We start from the raw sequence: 16,243 nt of genomic DNA, 5'->3' as shown, positions 1-16,243 counted from the left end.
GGTGCAAACAGGGGCCTGTCATTCAAGCCCGGGGAGTTATCGTTTTGCGCAAAATCGGCCTTATCGGCGGCATGAGCTGGGTTTCGACCCGCACTTATTACGAAGACATCAACCAGCTGGTGCAGGCGCGCACCTCGAAGACGGCCAGCGCGCCGCTGCTGATCGAAAGCCTCGATTTCACCAACCTTATCCGCCTTTCGACGCCGGAGCAGTGGGACCATGCCGCTGAAGTGCTGACCGACAGCGCCCGCAGGCTGGAGCAGGCGGGGGCCACCGCGCTGCTGATCGGGGCCAATTCGATGCACAAGGTCTATGACAAGGTGGTCGACGCAGTGTCGATCCCGGTGATCCATATTGCGGATGCTGTCGGCGCGAAGATGAAGGAAACGGGCGTAACGAATGCCACGCTGATCGGCACGCGCAACGTCGTGATGGAGAGCTTCTATCGCAAGCGCCTCGTCGCTCATGGCGTGAGCCTGCTGCCACCCGTCGTCGAGGAAGTCGAAGCGATGGACAAGATCATCTATGACGAGTTGATGCTGGGCAAGGCCTCGCGCTCGGCCGAGCGGACGTTCAAGACCATGCTGACCAACATGGGCCAGCGTGGTGCAAAGGGCGCAGTGCTGGCCTGCACCGAACTGGACATGGTTATCGACGTGGACGCGAACGTGCTGCCGATCTTCGATGGTACGCGCATCCACGCGCAGGCCGCAGTTGACTGGATTCTCGGTTGAGCGCAGCGTGATCGAGGGCCGCGCTTCTTATGCCAGCGACCCTGCGCGCACGCGCGGGCGGGAGTTCGGGCTGGACGACAAGGCCTCGCGCGGGCCGCGCAGCGCGTTCCAGCGCGATCGCGACCGCATCATCCATTCGATCGCGTTCCGCCGGCTGCGCCACAAGACGCAGGTCTTCATCGCGCCGGATGGCGATCATTACCGTGTGCGGCTGACGCATAGCCTTGAGGTGGCACAGATCGGCCGGGTGATCGCCCGCGCGCTGGGGCTGGACGAAGACCTGACCGAAGCGCTCTGCCTTGCGCACGACATTGGTCATCCGCCGTTCGGCCATGCCGGAGAGGATGCTCTGGAAGAGGCAATGGCCGGGGCAGGCGGCTTCGACCACAACGCCAACACTCTGCGCGTATTGATGCGGCTGGAGAGCCCTTATTGCGGGCACGAAGGCTTGAACCTTTCCTGGGAAACGCTGGAGGGCCTGGCAAAGCACAACGGGCCGATCCTGAAGCCGACCTGGGCTCTGGAGGAACTGGACAGGGCATTCTCTCTGGAACTGTCTTCCTTCGCCTCGCTCGAGGCGCAGGTCGCGGCGATTTCGGACGATATCGCCTATGACAATCACGACATTGATGATGGCCTCAGGGCGGGGTTCCTGTGTCTCGATCAATTGCTCGAACTGCCATCGCTGGCAGAGCAGTGGCGCGCGATCGAGCGTCGGTTTCCCGGTGCACCGCAGGACCGCCTGTTGCGTGAACTTGTGCGTGGACAGATCGGCCGGATGGTCAATGATGTCATCACCACGGCTCGGGCCAACATCGCGGAAACGGGGGTCGTTAGCGTCGAGGACGTGCGCGCGGCTGGGCTTGCGCTGGCCACGTTCTCGCCTGCGATGGGCGAGGAAGAGCGGGCACTCAAGCAGTTCATGTATGACCGGCTCTACCTGCACGAGGAGCAGTGCCAGACGGCAGATCGCGCACGCGGCGTGATCGCGGCGCTGTTCCGGGCCTATGCCGAGGACCCTGTGCAGATGCCCGAAAGCTGGCGCGCCTCGCTTCCCGATGCGGAACCGGCACGGACGCGGCACATCGCCGACTTCATTTCGGGCATGACCGACCGCTACGCGATCGACAGCTATGCGCGACTGTTCGGTCAGGCGCCGGAGGGCTTGCGCAATGTCTGAGCAGACCCGCGTGGTTCTCGTCGGCGCGACTGGGCTGATCGGTCGTGCGGTCATGGTCGAGGCGGTCGGTCGTCCCGACATCCATCTGGTCGCCGTTGCGCGTCGCGAGGTTCCGCTGCCGCCCGGCGCGCGCATGGAAATGCTGCTGTCTGATACCAGCCATTGGCCTGATGCCATAGCGGCGGGACGCCCGCATACCGTGGTCATTGCGCTGGGCACCACGATCGATGCCGTGGGCGGAAGCCGCCAGGCCTTTCGCGCCGTGGACCATGACCTTGTCCTGGAATGCGCGGCAGCAGCCAAGGCCGCAGGGGCGCGCCAACTTATCGTCGTGTCCCCGGTGGGGGCGCAGTTCTCGTCGAAGAACTTCTACCTTTCTGTAAAGGGCGAGGTCGAAGACAAGCTGGCGAAGCTGCACTTCGATCGGCTCGACGTAATCCGGCCCGGACTTTTGCGCGGCAAGCGCGATGGTTCACCCAGGCCCGCCGAAAGGATCGGCATGATCCTCAGCCCGCTGACAGACCTTCTGATGCTCGGCAGTTTGCGCAAATATCGTTCCGCCAAGGCCAGCGACGTGGCGAAAGTGATCCTGAAGTTGGCTGGCACGAAGCAGCATGGGCGTGTGGTGCACCAGCACGACGAGATGCAGCGCATCCTGCCCAGGGGATAAGCTGGTCTCACTCCAGTTGACTTCCTGCTGCACTGCAACGATGAGGAAGCGTCGCTGATCGCGCGGGAGAGCTCTCTCGATTCGTTCAGGGTCGAGAGACGCCGAAGGAGCAACCGCCCCGGAATCTCTCAGGCAAATGGACCGCGTTGGTCGATAGCGACACTCTGGAAAGTGCCGCTTCCCGCAAAGGGAAGGGCCGCCGAAGGGGTAACCCCATCCAAACCCGTCTGGAGAGGCGGGCGGGGGAAAGCTCTCAGGTTTCCGTGACAGAGGGGGCGCCGCATGGCGTCTGAACTGCACGGGACTGATATTTGTGAGCGACACATACAATACCTCTGGCAATAACTCTGGCGATATTTCCGATATCGACCCTGACGTACCTGTCGGCCCGCTGACCTTGCCGCTTGATGCGTGGCACCGTGCGCGCGGTGGACGGATGGTCGATTTCGCGGGCTACTGGATGCCGGTCCAGTTCGAAGGGATCATCGCCGAACACCTCTGGACGCGGACGAGCGCCGGGTTCTTCGATGTTTCGCACATGGGGCAGCTTTATGTTTCGGGTGAGGGTGCTGAGGCGGCGCTGGAAGCAGTCCTGCCGATCGACCTTTCAACGCTGCCTGTGGGCGGCGTGCGCTACTCGCTCCTGCTCAACGAGGATGGCGGGATTCTCGACGACCTGATGGTCACGCGCTGGGGCACCGGCTTCTACCTCGTCGTCAACGGCGCGACCAAGTGGGACGACATTGGCCACCTGCGCGAGCACTTGCCCGATGCCGTAACCCTGAACCACCTTGAGGACAGCGCGCTGTTTGCCTTGCAGGGGCCGAAGGCGTTCGAAGCGCTGGAACGGCTGGTTACTGGCGAATACGCACTCTCGGCGCTCACTTTCATGCGTGGCGGGCAGTTCAAGCTTGGCGGCGTCGACGCATGGATCAGCCGCTCGGGCTATACCGGCGAGGATGGATTCGAGATCGCGGTCCCGGCCGAAAGCGCCGCTGAACTTGCCGATCTGATTTGCGGTCAACCGCAAGTAAAACCGATCGGCCTTGGCGCACGCGACAGTCTGCGGCTTGAGGCCGGGCTGCCGCTCTACGGCCACGACATGACCGAGACGGTGGATCCGGTCAGCGCCGACCTGCTGTTCGGGATCAACAAGCGCCGCCGCATCGAAGGTGGTTTCATCGGTGCGGACAGGGTGCTGCCGCGCATCGCCACTGGTGCTGCCAACCGCCGTGTGGGCCTCGCCATCGACGGCCGCATGGCCGCGCGTGAGGGCGCCAAGGTGCTTTCGGGCGAAACCGAAGTTGGCACTGTCACCTCCGGCGGTTTCTCGCCCAGCCTCGAGCGTCCCATCGCCATGGCTTATTTGCCGGTCGATCTTGCCGCTGCCGGCACTCCGCTTTCCATCGACGTTCGTGGCCGCAAGCTTGCTGCCAGCGTCGTGCCCATGCCTTTCGTTCCCCATCGCTACCATCGCAAAGGAGCCGCCTGATGACCCGCTATTTCACCAAGGACCACGAATGGATCGCGGTTGAAGGCGATGAAGCAACGGTCGGGATCACCGACTATGCCCAGAGCCAGCTGGGCGACATCACCTTCGTGGAACTGCCCGGTGCAGGCAGTGAGGTGGGCAAGGGCGACAGCGCCTCTGTTGTCGACAGCGTCAAGGCAGCGTCGGACGTCTATGCCCCGGTTTCGGGCACCGTCACGGTTGCCAATGCCGCCCTCGAAGAACAGCCGGAGCTGGTCAACTCCGACCCCGAAGGTGAAGGCTGGCTATGGAAGATGACCCTTTCCGAAGCCGCCGAACTCGATGGCCTGATGGACGAGGCCTCCTACCAGGCCTACGTCGCGGAGCTTTGATCCTATGCGCTATCTTCCCCTGACCGACGCCGACCGGAGCGCGATGCTTTCGGTCATCGGTGCCGGCTCGATCGACGAACTATTCGCCGACGTGCCTGCCGAAGCGCGTCTCTCTGCGCCCATTGCGGGCCTGCCGAACCACGCCAGCGAAATGACGGTCGAGCGTCACATGGCGCGACTTTCGGCAGACAATACGACCGCCGGATCTGTGCCATTCTTCCTCGGTGCCGGTGCCTATCGCCACCATGTGCCGGCCACCGTCGATCACATGATCCAGCGCGGCGAGTTCCTGACCGCGTACACGCCCTATCAGCCGGAAATCGCGCAGGGCACGCTGCAAGTCCTGTTCGAATTCCAAACCCAGGTCGCACGGCTCTTCGGCACGGACGTAGCCAACGCCTCGCTATACGACGGCTCTACCGCGTGCTGGGAAGCGATCGCGATGGCTGGGCGCATCACAAAGCGCGGCAAAGCGATCCTCTCGGGCGGGCTTCATCCCCACTACGTCGAAACCGCGCGCACGATGGCGAAGTTCACGGGTGACGTTCTCGACACCACCGTTCCCGATCTTGCGACGGATCCGGACGATGATGCACTGATTGCAAAGATCGATGTCGAAACGTCATGCGTCGTTGTGCAGTACCCGGATATTCTGGGCCGCATACCTGATCTGGCAAAGATTGCAGCCGCCGCGCAAGGCGCAGGCGCGCTGCTGATCGCCGTTGTGACCGAACCGGTTGCGCTTGGCGTGCTGCAGAGCCCGGGTAGCCTGGGCGCGGACATTGTCGTGGGCGAGGGTCAGTCGCTCGGGGTCGGCCTGCAATTTGGCGGCCCCTACCTTGGCCTGTTCGGATGCCGCGAAAAGTATCTGCGCCAGATCCCAGGCCGTCTCTGTGGCGAGACGGTCGATGCCGATGGCAAGCGCGGGTTCGTGCTTACGCTGTCTACGCGCGAACAGCACATTCGCCGCGAGAAGGCGACCAGCAACATCTGCACAAACTCCGGTCTGTGCGCGTTGGCTTTCTCGATCCACATGACCCTGCTGGGCGGTTCGGGCCTGTCAGACATGGCGAAGTTGAGCCACCTTGCCGCACGCAAGACCGCCGCTGCGCTGGCCGAAGTCCCGGGCGTGGAGGTGGTGAACAGACACTACTTCAATGAATTCACCGTGACCCTGCCGCGCGATGCGCGCCAGATCGTGCGCGAACTTGCTGACCGCCAGGTACTTGGCGGCATCTCGCTCGGCCGGCTCTACCCGCAGGAAGAGAGCCTCGCTAACGGCATGGTCGTGGCCGCCACCGAATGCACGACGGATGAAGACATCGCTGCGCTGGTCGCGGCGCTGAAGGAGGTGCTGGCATGAACGCGATCAACCCCACCGGATGGCGTCCCTCGATGGGCGAGAATGCGCCCGACAACGGTATCCAGACCTTCACCGGCAACCGCGCGCTGCAGCTGGAGGAAGCGCTCCTGTTCGAACTCGGCAATGCCGATCGCTCGGGCGTGGACTTTCCAGCAACAGACGGGATCGATCTCTCGGCATTGGGGCCAATGGCCCGTGCCGAACGTCCCGATCTGCCGGGGCTGTCGGAGCCGGAAACGGTGCGTCATTATACGCGCCTCTCGCGCCAGAACTATGCGATCGATCTTGGTCTTTTCCCGCTCGGCTCGTGCACGATGAAGCACAATCCGCGACTGGACGAGAAGGTGGCGCGCATGCCCGGCTTTGCCGACGTGCACCCGCTGCAGCCAGTCCAAACAGTGCAGGGCGCGCTCGGCGTTATCAACGAACTGGCGCATTGGCTGATCGAGCTGACAGGCATGCATGGCGTCGCAATGACGCCCAAGGCCGGGGCTCACGGCGAACTCTGCGGGCTGCTCTGCATCCGTGCCGCGCTGGAAGCCAAGGGCGATCCGCGTGATGTCATCCTTGTGCCGGAAAGCGCGCACGGCACCAATCCCGCAACGGCGGCCTTCGCCGGGTTCAAGGTCGAAAACATCCCGGCCACTCCGGATGGCCGTGTCGATACCGCCGCGCTGACCGCGCGGCTTGGTCCCGATGTGGCGGGCGTGATGATCACCAACCCCAACACCTGCGGGTTGTTCGAGCGTGACCTGAAGATCATTGCCGACGCGGTTCACGCCGCTGGCGGCTACGTCTATTGTGATGGGGCGAACTTCAACGCCATCGTCGGGCGCGTGCGTCCCGGTGATCTTGGCGTCGACGCCATGCACATCAACCTGCACAAGACCTTCTCCACCCCGCACGGTGGTGGCGGTCCGGGTTCGGGGCCGGTGGTTCTGTCCGAAGCGCTTTCGCCATTTGGTCCGCTGCCATTTACCGCGAGGCAGGCCGATGGTTCGATCAAGCTCATCGAGGAAGAGCAGGCGCATCAGGAGCACCCGCAAGCATTCGGCCGGATGTGCGCATTCCATGGCCAGATGGGCATGTACACCCGCGCCCTTGCCTACATTCTCAGCCACGGCGCGGATGGCTTGCGGCAGGTCTCGGGTGATGCGGTGCTAAACGCCAATTACGTTCTGCGCAGCCTTGATGACGTGCTTGATGCGCCCTTCGGTGGCGCCGGACCATGCATGCATGAAGCGCTGTTTTCGGACGATGGCTTTGCTGAAGGCTTCTCGACCAACGATCTCGCCAAGGGTCTGATCGACGAGGGCTATCACCCGATGACGGTCTACTTCCCGCTGGTCGTCCACGGAGCCATGCTCGTGGAGCCGACCGAGACCGAAAGCAAGGCTGGGCTTGACCAGTTCATTGGCGCGATGCGATCCTTGGCACAGCGGGCCAAGGCAGGGGATGAGCTGCTGAAGTCCGCGCCGCATTTGGCTCCGCGGCGTCGTCTCGACGAGACACTTGCAGCGCGAAAGCCCAAGCTGGTCTACAAGGACTGAGGATACGAAAAGGGCCGCCCCGGAAATCCGGAGCGGCCCTTTTTCTCAACCACAAGACCGATCAGTTGATCGCTTCTTCGGTTTCATTGGCTGCCGACTTCAGGTCGTCGCCCGCACCGCGCACGGTGTTGCAGGCAGTGGCGCCGAGCAGAAGACCACCCATCATGGTGGCAAATACGAACTTGCGGATCATGGCTTACACCTTTCGAACTTTGGGGTGAGGCGGGGGAACCTCACGATCTGGACAAGAGGCGAAACGCCGCAATTGCGGCGCGGTTCCATCATGCAGCCAGAGGGGCACGTTCCCGAGCGCGGGCCAAGAGATGTTCGCGCCAGGCAATCAGGAGGCTAGCCCCGATGATGATCGGCGCGCCCAGCCAGGTGGTTGCCGGCGGAAGGTGATTGAAGATCAGCCAACCCCAGAACGTCGCCCATGCCAGTTGGATGTAGTCAACCACGATGACGCTCGACACCGAGCCGAAGCGGAGCGAAGCAGTCATCGCAATCTGTGCGAACAGCCCGGAGATACCGATCCCTGCCAGCATCGCCCAGCCAACGGCGTCATGGCCAAGATCCTGTCCGATCAGTCCAAGCGCCAGAACGGGGGCACTGAAAGCCGAGAAGTAGAACACGACCGTAATCGGTTCCTCGGTGCGGCCAAGATCGCGGACCTGGATGGTCACCAGCGCGACCATGAAGGCGGCGCCAATGCCAACCGCAACGCCGAACGGCGGCAGGCTGGTAGTGTCGGGCCCAGCAATGACCACGACCCCGAGCAGGCCCATTATGACCGCAGTCCAGCGCCACGGGCCGACCTTTTCCTTGAGGAACAACGCAGAAAGGATCACGGCGAAGATCGGCGTCGTGAAGCCCAGTATGGTCGCTTCGGCCAGGGGCAGCAGCCTGACCACGCCCAGAGTCAGGAACATGCCTGTCCCGCCGATCAACGCGCGCCGGGCATGAATCCAGGGGCGCTGTGTCCTCAACCGCCCGATTTGCCCGCGCGCCGCCAGCCACCCGAAGATCGATAGCGCCGGCAGGGCTTGCCGGAAGAAAAGCGTTTCGGGCAGCGCTATGTTTCGCTCGCCAGTGAGCTTGACCAGCAGCAGCATGACCGAGAACAGAACCGTCGCAACCAGTCGCAGGCCGAGGGCCAGCATGGGGCGATCGTGGGCGCTGGACATCGCTTTTGCCATGAGCGGGCCATAGGCCATTGCCCCTTGCGATCAACCCCCTCGTTGCCCATCTGGCGAGCAATGGAAGACTGGTTCCCGCATATCTGGCAATATCACTTCGCCGCCGGCGCACTTGCGCTCGCTGTCGCGACAACATCGGTCTGGGCTGAACGTCGGCGTTTCCGTCGTGTAAATCTTGACGCGGTGGGCTTCATGCCGTGGACCGTGATCTATATGATCGCGTTTCTGGCAGCGTGCGTATTCCTCGGCCTGGCCGCGAGGGAGTGGTTCGCGGCCTGATCCGATATCAGAGGCAGGCTTCCAGGTAGGCTTGGTCAAAGCCGAACTGACGTGCCTTTTCGAGCGTGTAGGGCCGCAGGCCTGACGGCCGGAATTCGCCGATGATCTTGCCTTCTTCGGTCTCGTCCAGATACTCGAACTTGAACAGTTCCTGGGTCACGATCACGTCGCCTTCCATCCCGATCACTTCGGTGATGTTGGTAGTGCGACGCGAACCGTCGCGCAGGCGCTTGACCTGAACGATGATGTCCACCGATTCCGCGATCTGGCGGCTGATGGCTTCCTTGGGGATCTTGATGTCGCCCATCAGGATCATGTTTTCCATACGGCCCAGACATTCACGCGGGGAGTTGGCGTGAAGCGTGCACATCGAGCCATCGTGGCCCGTGTTCATCGCGGCCAGAAGGTCGAAGCACTCCGCGCCACGAATTTCGCCGAGGATGATGCGGTCAGGACGCATACGCAGGGCGTTCTTAACGAGGTCGCCGATGGTGATTGCACCCTGGCCTTCGAGGTTCGGCGGGCGCGTTTCGAGCGGCAGCCAGTGCGGCTGCTGCAGGCGCAGTTCGGCGGCGTCTTCGATGGTCAGCACGCGCTCGCCGGGGTCGATCATCTTTGACAGGGCGTTGAGCATGGTCGTCTTGCCCGAACCGGTACCGCCCGAGATGACGATGTTCATGCGGCAGGCACCTGCGATCTTCAGCGCAGTGCACATCTTGTCCGACATCGAACCGAAATCGCGCAGCATGTCGAGCGTGATCGGCTTTTCGGAAAACTTACGGATCGAGATGGCCGTGCCACGAAGCGACAGCGGCGGGACGATCACGTTGACGCGGCTACCGTCCTTGAGGCGGGCGTCGGCCAATGGCGTCGTCTGGTCAACGCGGCGGCCGACCTGGTTGACGATGCGCTGCGCGATCTGGAACAGGTGGCTTTCATCGCGGAAGCGGATCGGGGCGAGCTGGAGTTTGCCCTTCTTTTCAATGTAGGTCTGCTCCGGGCCGTTGACCATGATGTCCGACACGTCAGGGTCGTTGAGCAGCTCTTCCAGCGGCCCGAAGCCGAGCAGCTCGTCGATCAGCACCTTCTCCAGCGCGAACTGTTCACGCCGGTTCAGGGTGACCTTGAGTTCGGCCAGCACTTCCAGGATGATCGGGCGGAATTCTTCGGAAAGCTCGTCCTTGGTCAGCGTGGCCGCCGCTTCGGGATCGACGCGCTCGAGCAGGCGCGGCAGCACCTGTTCCTTGATCTTGTGAACCGAAGCCTCGAAGCCCTCGGCCTGATAGTTGCCTTCGTTTACGCCGTTCGCACGGTCGGCAAGGCGGGTGAGGGCATCAGCCTTGAGCGATGCGGCGTTGATCGGGGTATCAACTGGATCGAGCGGTGGCAGGGGCGGGAACTGATCACCGCCCATGGGCATCGGCACTGCCGTCGGTGCTGCGGGCACCGGCGCCGCAGATTCGCCGCTGCGCATCGGCCGGGCAACACCAAACGAGGGGCGAGCCCCGGCGGCGTTGCCTGCAATCCCGTTCTTTCGCCCGAAAGCGCTCATTCGCAGTTCCCGTCAGTGTCCCGACGATCATCCGGCCAATCTGGTCAGCGATCCGTCTTCAGGAATGGTGAATAGACTTGAAACTTTGAAGATTCCCTAATTTGTGTCACTTCCGGACTTTCGGGCGATGACAATGTATCCGTCGCCGAAGTCAGTCCTGCGGAATAGCCGCTGGGTCTGGCAGGCAAGCGCCATTGCGAAGCGACCGAGCCAGCTCTGTTGCATGCCAAAATAGGAGAGGTCGACAGACCGATCCGTTCCGCTGGCTGCCGTAGCGGTGTGCGGATCATCTGCTCCGCCAGCCATGTCCTTGTTGCGGAAGCGCTTGTTTGCGAGCCAGTTGGTAAAGGTTGCCAGCGGATAGCCGTAACACTCCAGGCCTTCGAGGCGCAGGTTGGATCGCGCAGTAAGTCGCATGATGTCGGCACGGTCGTACCTGCGTACATGGCCCGCCCATTCGTCGCGCCTGCTCCAGCTGCGCATGTGAGCGGGCATCGAAAGCATGACGAGACCGCCGGGCTTCAACCAGGTCAGCCATTCCCGAAGAGCTTGCTCGTCCTGTTCGATATGTTCGAGGACCTCGAAGGCCAGGAGCGTGTCAAAGCTCTCCTTCCAGTCCGGAGCAGGTTCGCTCACGATCTGGGTGGCGCCGGTGCCATTTGTCATCGTTCTTGCCACCGACGCTGCGGCAGGTGCGGCTTCAAGGCCGATACATTTGTGTCCGAGATCAGCCAGTTCGCGCAGCAACGCGCCCGCACCGCAGCCGACTTCCAGGACACGTCCCGGCGCATGTCCGGCCAGAGCTGCCATGATGCGATCCCGTCGTAGCACATAGCGTGGGGCGGGTACCCAAAGTCCCTCCAGCATCGGGCCGTATTGCCTGTCCTTGCAAAACAGGCCTTCGTGGGTGTCAGACCGGGCGTGGAGCATCGTAGTCGTATTCACTGTGTCTCCAGCGCACTTGCAAGTTGATCCCTGACCACAGTCATCCCGACCGTGGTCATTTCCTTCTGCGCCGCCTTGTGGATTTCGACGGACTTTGCCGGATCACACAGTTCTTGTGCCAGTGTGATCAATGCGTTGGCAAGGTCGAAGGGATCTCCAGGACGAACAAGGCGGATTGACCTGCCTGGAGCGATGATTTCCCGGATCGCAGGACAATCCATGGTTACAAGTGGCCGCCTTGCTGCAAGGATCTGAAAGACCTTGTTTGGGATCACGCGAGCAGCTTTCCCTTTGGCGGCAAATACGCCCAGGCAGATCGAGGCCTCGGCGATTTTCTGCGCGAGGAGCCGGTAGTCAACCCATGGAATGCGCTTCACATTCTTGAGCTGATGCAGCTTTATCATGGCATCGACGGCGGGCTGTTCCTGACCGGTGCCGATTATGGTGAATTCCATGGCAGGCGCTTCGGAGCGAGAGGCTATTTCGCAGATGGCCTCCACGATGACCGGCAGGCCGTGGAGGGGGATGAACTGGCCGTAGAAGAGCACTTTGACAGGCATTCCGGCGGGCGGATTGCTGACCGGCGTGAAAACGTCGCCTTCAACTCCGACCCACACAGTTCCTGTCCTGGACAAGGGCAAGCGATAGAGCGCTGCAATGTAGCGGGCGTGTTCGCAGGTATCGAGCAGTATGGTTGCGGCAGCGCGAGTGGCCAACCATTCGGTCGAATAGAGAAGCTTGGCGAACAGGCTGCCTTTCCGAATCATCTGACGGTCGATCACGATCGTGTCATAGGCGGAAAGGAACATGTCCCAGCAGATCCGCGCACCGCGCAATCTCGCGAAGGGGTAGAGCACCAGAACATCAAGTATACCGGGATAAGGCACGACAACGCGGTTATGCTGCGGTGTGCGCAGATAGGCCAACAGCAACGCAGGATAGGCTGCGAGCAAGCGCAGGAAGACGATCAGGCGTGCACCTGGGCCCAACATCGACTTGTCTTCGATCTCGTTCCATGGGGAGCGGTGGCAGATGACAAGGTCTGGCTCAAGCGAGCGCAAGGCTTCCAGCATAATTCGCACGCGTGGCTTGCCGCAATCGAACGTACCCCAGACAATCGTCCTGCCATTCATATGTCATCGCCCAGGGATGATCGGTTCGGTGCTTTCGACATCAGATTTGCCACTACGGCAACGGCGCTCGCCGTCAGGCAGGCAAGGCGATCAAGCCCCACGGCAAGGAACGCCGCCGCTGGCGCAACTTTGACGGAATTTGCAACAAGCGCCGCAAGGCTCTCGCTGATGCCAAGGCCTGCTGGAGCAATGGCAGCAGCAGAGCCAGCAATGTTGGCCAGGGCAAACGGGAGCGTATGCATCGGAGGTACGTGCAATCCTAGACAAAGCAGTGCAATATGAAGGCGCAGCGCAATCAGAGCCAATCCGGCAAGGCGGTGGCCGACCGTCAACAAAGTCAGCACTACCCCGACATGCCGCAGCATCCACAAGATCGTTGGTAACATTCCCATCAGGCCTGCCACGGCCATCACCCAGCTGGCATTGGCCTCATGAAGCCATAGGGCAAAGCTACATCCAAGGCTTGCAAGTGCAATCCAGAGCACCGCCGTCATCAGCACCAATAGCGAACTTTGCGCCGCGCTGGCTCCAGCCGCCATCAGCGCGCCGACCCGAACCATTGCTCCGCCCGGTATGGGAAGGGCTTCGGCCAAGGTGCCGTATGAAGCGATCATCGTGGCCTGTTTAAGGGTGGTGCGTGCCCCCGCGCAGCGTGAAAGCAGGGCAAACCCCAGTCCAGAGTAGAGCAGCGAGAGCGGCATGAGCAGCACAGTGGCCAGAAGCGCCTGGGGATCAAGATCGCGTGGGGCCAGACCAAGCGTCCGAAAGGCGTACCAGCTGCCGCTGGCGAAAAGTCCGGTAGCCGCAAGAAGCAGCGGCATTCTTCGGCGCGCAACAAGGGACTGTATCCTTCCGCGCAGGTCGGTGAGCCAGTCGATCTGGAGGGCAAAGATTGAGGCCGGCTTCATTGTTTCAGAACGACGTGAAGTAAGGTTCGGACGGCGCTGGTTGCGTGGGAATGCGAAGGCCTCGTCCCCAGAGAAGGCGCGCGGCTCCGGCGTTCGTAAACGCCTTGTGCGGCCCCCGTTCCAGTTCGACTACGGTACCGGATTCATGACGCACACCGTCGATGACGATGCTTCTGCCGGAGGCAACGGTGTACAGACCGGGTACCACCACAGTGAAGATTGACGGCGCTGTAGTTTGTGGAAGGTCGAAACCCGCGATCCAGAATGGACCCCAGAAGTGCAAATAGCTTTTGCGCAGCATCGCAAGATCGGAAGGCAGAAGTTGCGGAACGTCTGCCTTCGAGTTTAACGCATTCGCAAACATCTGGTCGTCGTTCACCACCAGCGGGACTACGCGTTCGCGCTGGATCTGCTCAAGGCTCGGCAATTCGCCGCGCAAGTAGCGCTCGGTGCCCCATGGCGTCATGAAGCCGTTGGCTTTGGGAAACTGCCCAAGCATGGCGCAACTGTCGAAGTAGCCTACCGGCGAGCCGAAGATTTCGTTCGCTGCAGCAACCAGCAGGCGCTGCTTTTCCAGCGTGCCGGTCTCCTCGCGGCTCATGGTTATCGCTGCCCCGGCCATCAGGGACAGGGCGACCAGCAACGTGCCGTAGCGCCGGGTGGCAAGCCGGATCCCGACGCATGCTGATGTCGTCACCGGTGCCAGCATGAAGACGTGATAGTACGGCGCGGTGTTATGGTAGAAACCCAGCGTCGTAAGCGGCAGCCAAAGTCCCGCCAGAGCGACACGCTCTGCGCCGGGACGGTCGCTGCGCAACAGGACAACGGGCACCGCAAGCACCAGAAGCGTCGTGGCAGGCGAAAATATTGCGCCCTTGACGTTGTGCCGCCAGTAAGGATGGGTCGTAAGGCTGAACATCTTTTCTGCCGATGCGCCGACGATGTCTTTCGCTCCGCGCCCGCTTGCTTCGCTGATGTTGCTGGCATGAAACGCATAGGCAACCACAAAGGTCAGCGCCGCTGCAGCGACCATCGCGGCCACGGCCTTGAGGTAGGCGCGATCCTTGCCGGCTTCGGTCCAGCGAAGCCAGAACACGCCTGCGAAAGCAGGTGCGTAAAGAACGGACTTGATCGTGGTGAGGCCCGCCAATCCGCCGAGAACGCCGGCGAACAGCATCCATGGCAGGCTTGCCGGACGGCTCAGCAGAACCCATAGACTTGCCATCAGGAGGGCGGTTGCCTGCGGATCGAAGCGGAAAGACGTGCCGTGCTGCAGGACGTACCCCGCCGACAGATAGGCAAGCGCGGATAGCAGGCCGGTTGTCTTGTCGCTGAACCGCATCGCGATGCTGGCAACGCAGGCCAGAGTCACCAGTTCGCAGCCGAACATGAACAGGCGGATCAAAACCACATGGTCCACCGCATTGCCGGGCAGCGCTGGCACCCACATGAATGCCCGCGTGAAAAACGTCTGCAGTGGCTGGTCCAGCTCGCCCTTCATCGCCAGGACAGTCAGGCTGTAATGCCAGAACTCGTCCCAATTGATTGCGCGATTGAACGTAAGCTGGAGTTGCAGGGCCGATACAATGAGAAGTGAGCATAGTGCGATCAGATACGATCTGTCACCGTGGTTCACGGTCGGTTTGATAGAGGTCGCCGCCTGGAATGCGGCAGTCATGCCGCTTCCTTGTCCGAGCCATTGTTCGAAGACCAACCAGTATGCGGCGAGCTGCCGTCCTTGAGCGTCGCGATGTCCTGTTCAAGTCTGCGAATATGCCCAAGCGCTGCCTCTAGGAGTTTGCGGTTGGCGCCGATGAGTTCGGCCAGGACGCCGAGGAGTCCCGTAAGAGTTCCCATGACGATAAGTGCTCCGCCGAGCACCAGCGACTGGATGTGGCCCGAACCGTCGCCCATGACCCACAGGGCCAGGAAGCGCAGGACCGGGAGCAAGCCGACTAATGCAATGGTACCACCAATCACGGCGAACGTTCGCAGGGGATTGTAGGTGGCGTATGCCCGCCCCATGGTCATCAACTGGCGCATGATGAATTGAGGGATTGACTTGAACAGCCGGCTTGGGCGCTCGGTCGCATTGGTGCGGATCGGGACACTGACTATCTTGAAGCGCTTGCGGCCTGCCTGGATCAGCATGTCGGTCGTGTAGCTGAATTCGGTGGTGATGGTGATGCGCTGCGCTGCTGCGCGGCTGATCGCACGGAAGCCGCTGACCGCATCAGTGACCTCGGTGCCCGAGAGGTTTCGCACGACGGCACTGCCAAGGCGCTGCAGGCAGCGTTTGATCGGTCCGAAATGTTCATTCCGACCCACGCCTCGATCACCGATGACCAGATCGGCCTCGTTTGCCACGATCGGTGCTACGAGCTTGGCGATGTCCTCACCAGCGTATTGCCCATCGGCATCGGTATTGACGATGATATCGGCACCAGCGGCAAGGGCGGCGTCCAGACCGCTCTGGAATGCGGCGGCAAGGCCGCGGTTGCGGCGGTGACTGACAACATGATGCGCCCCGAAGCGCCGGGCGACTTCGGCCGTGCCGTCGGTACTGCCATCATCGATGATCAGTATCTCGATCTTGTCTATGCCGGGGATTCGCCGGGGCAGGGCGACCAGCGTGTCAGGCAGACTGTCAGCCTCGTTAAGGCAGGGTATCTGGATGATCAGCTTGGTCATGGCCCTGTTTCCGTCCTTGTGGGGGCGCCCCCGGTGCCCCGCAACTCCGTATTCCTAAGCTGCCATGGTTAACTGCCGGTAAAGTGCCGCACTTCGCACTGGAGCTGTCGTGTCCATCCCGCTAGGACTTCGGTTATGATCAATAACAGGTTCAACAAGGGCAACGGGATTTCGCATCT

At 61.9% G+C, this 16,243-nt stretch carries 16 protein-coding genes and 2 riboswitches; of the genes, 8 read left to right on the top strand and 8 right to left on the bottom strand.

Features of this window, described 5'->3' with window-relative positions; translation table 11 throughout:
- Window positions 1–44 precede the first annotated feature (44 nt).
- The 7 genes from IM701_RS08530 to gcvPB all read left to right on the top strand — a co-directional run bounded on the left by IM701_RS08530 (window position 45) and on the right by gcvPB (window position 7,360).
- Entirely contained in the window at window positions 45–734 is a 690-nt protein-coding gene (locus IM701_RS08530; protein ID WP_193826674.1) for an aspartate/glutamate racemase family protein, read from the top strand.
- A complete protein-coding gene (locus IM701_RS08525) occupies window positions 715–1,914 on the top strand; it encodes a deoxyguanosinetriphosphate triphosphohydrolase (protein ID WP_230487627.1) in 1,200 nt (399 codons plus the stop codon). The genes IM701_RS08530 and IM701_RS08525 overlap by 20 nt, the downstream gene beginning before the upstream one ends.
- Window positions 1,907–2,584 carry an NAD(P)H-binding protein gene (locus IM701_RS08520; protein WP_193826672.1) on the top strand — a complete coding sequence of 226 codons (678 nt, stop codon included), beginning with the start codon at window positions 1,907–1,909 and terminating at the stop codon, window positions 2,582–2,584. The genes IM701_RS08525 and IM701_RS08520 overlap by 8 nt, the downstream gene beginning before the upstream one ends.
- 53 nt (window positions 2,585–2,637) lie before the next feature.
- A riboswitch (glycine riboswitch) is annotated at window positions 2,638–2,738 on the top strand.
- A riboswitch (glycine riboswitch) is annotated at window positions 2,739–2,864 on the top strand. It begins immediately after the preceding riboswitch.
- 75 nt (window positions 2,865–2,939) lie between these two features.
- Window positions 2,940–4,076, top strand: a complete 1,137-nt coding sequence (gene gcvT, locus IM701_RS08515; protein ID WP_082013284.1) for a glycine cleavage system aminomethyltransferase GcvT — start codon at window positions 2,940–2,942, stop codon at window positions 4,074–4,076.
- The gene (gene gcvH, locus IM701_RS08510; RefSeq protein ID WP_039332096.1) at window positions 4,076–4,447 is read left to right on the top strand and encodes a glycine cleavage system protein GcvH; all 372 of its coding nucleotides are present in this window, start codon (window positions 4,076–4,078) and stop codon (window positions 4,445–4,447) included. The genes gcvT and gcvH overlap by 1 nt, the downstream gene beginning before the upstream one ends.
- 4 nt (window positions 4,448–4,451) lie before the next feature.
- On the top strand, window positions 4,452–5,810 hold the full coding sequence (gene gcvPA, locus IM701_RS08505; RefSeq protein WP_039332098.1) for an aminomethyl-transferring glycine dehydrogenase subunit GcvPA: 1,359 nt from the start codon (window positions 4,452–4,454) through the stop codon (window positions 5,808–5,810).
- Window positions 5,807–7,360 carry an aminomethyl-transferring glycine dehydrogenase subunit GcvPB gene (gene gcvPB / locus IM701_RS08500; RefSeq protein WP_039332100.1) on the top strand — a complete coding sequence of 518 codons (1,554 nt, stop codon included), beginning with the start codon at window positions 5,807–5,809 and terminating at the stop codon, window positions 7,358–7,360. Before gcvPA ends, gcvPB begins: the two co-directional genes overlap by 4 nt.
- A gap of 61 nt (window positions 7,361–7,421) precedes the next feature.
- Here gcvPB and IM701_RS22115 read toward each other — a convergent pair whose 3' ends face one another.
- Both IM701_RS22115 and IM701_RS08495 read right to left on the bottom strand, forming a co-directional pair.
- Window positions 7,422–7,553, bottom strand: coding sequence for a hypothetical protein (locus tag IM701_RS22115; protein ID WP_255355086.1), 132 nt, complete (start codon window positions 7,551–7,553; stop codon window positions 7,422–7,424).
- Between the two features lie 88 nt (window positions 7,554–7,641).
- Window positions 7,642–8,544: a DMT family transporter gene (locus IM701_RS08495; protein WP_230487626.1), complete on the bottom strand. Its 903-nt coding sequence runs from the start codon at window positions 8,542–8,544 to the stop codon at window positions 7,642–7,644.
- A gap of 72 nt (window positions 8,545–8,616) precedes the next feature.
- Between IM701_RS08495 and IM701_RS08490 the strand changes: the two genes are divergently transcribed.
- Complete coding sequence (locus tag IM701_RS08490; RefSeq protein WP_052242026.1) at window positions 8,617–8,835, top strand: hypothetical protein; 219 nt, start codon at window positions 8,617–8,619, stop codon at window positions 8,833–8,835.
- 7 nt (window positions 8,836–8,842) lie between these two features.
- On the opposite strand, the gene IM701_RS08485 is transcribed toward IM701_RS08490, so the two are convergent.
- The 6 genes from IM701_RS08485 to IM701_RS08460 form a co-directional block, all read right to left on the bottom strand.
- Window positions 8,843–10,387, bottom strand: coding sequence for a CpaF family protein (locus tag IM701_RS08485; protein WP_052242028.1), 1,545 nt, complete (start codon window positions 10,385–10,387; stop codon window positions 8,843–8,845).
- A 96-nt stretch (window positions 10,388–10,483) separates the two neighbouring features.
- Window positions 10,484–11,332 (bottom strand): bifunctional 2-polyprenyl-6-hydroxyphenol methylase/3-demethylubiquinol 3-O-methyltransferase UbiG, encoded by an 849-nt coding sequence (locus IM701_RS08480; protein ID WP_230487625.1) that lies wholly within the window; start codon window positions 11,330–11,332, stop codon window positions 10,484–10,486.
- On the bottom strand, window positions 11,329–12,405 hold the full coding sequence (locus tag IM701_RS08475) for a glycosyltransferase (protein WP_230487624.1): 1,077 nt from the start codon (window positions 12,403–12,405) through the stop codon (window positions 11,329–11,331). The genes IM701_RS08480 and IM701_RS08475 overlap by 4 nt, the downstream gene beginning before the upstream one ends.
- A 56-nt stretch (window positions 12,406–12,461) precedes the next feature.
- Window positions 12,462–13,175, bottom strand: coding sequence for a hypothetical protein (locus IM701_RS08470; RefSeq protein WP_193826670.1), 714 nt, complete (start codon window positions 13,173–13,175; stop codon window positions 12,462–12,464).
- Window positions 13,176–13,377: 202 nt separating this feature from the next.
- Window positions 13,378–15,051 carry a glycosyltransferase family 39 protein gene (locus IM701_RS08465; protein ID WP_193826669.1) on the bottom strand — a complete coding sequence of 558 codons (1,674 nt, stop codon included), beginning with the start codon at window positions 15,049–15,051 and terminating at the stop codon, window positions 13,378–13,380.
- Entirely contained in the window at window positions 15,048–16,064 is a 1,017-nt protein-coding gene (locus IM701_RS08460; RefSeq protein ID WP_193826668.1) for a glycosyltransferase family 2 protein, read from the bottom strand. The genes IM701_RS08465 and IM701_RS08460 overlap by 4 nt, the downstream gene beginning before the upstream one ends.
- Between the last annotated feature and the right edge of the window lie 179 nt (window positions 16,065–16,243).

The sequence above is a fragment of the Novosphingobium sp. ES2-1 genome, from assembly GCF_015169775.1.
Classification (GTDB): Bacteria; Pseudomonadota; Alphaproteobacteria; order Sphingomonadales; family Sphingomonadaceae; genus Novosphingobium; species Novosphingobium subterraneum.
The sequence above is the reverse complement of the archived record's forward strand: the minus strand, read 5'-3'. Positions and strand labels throughout refer to the sequence as shown.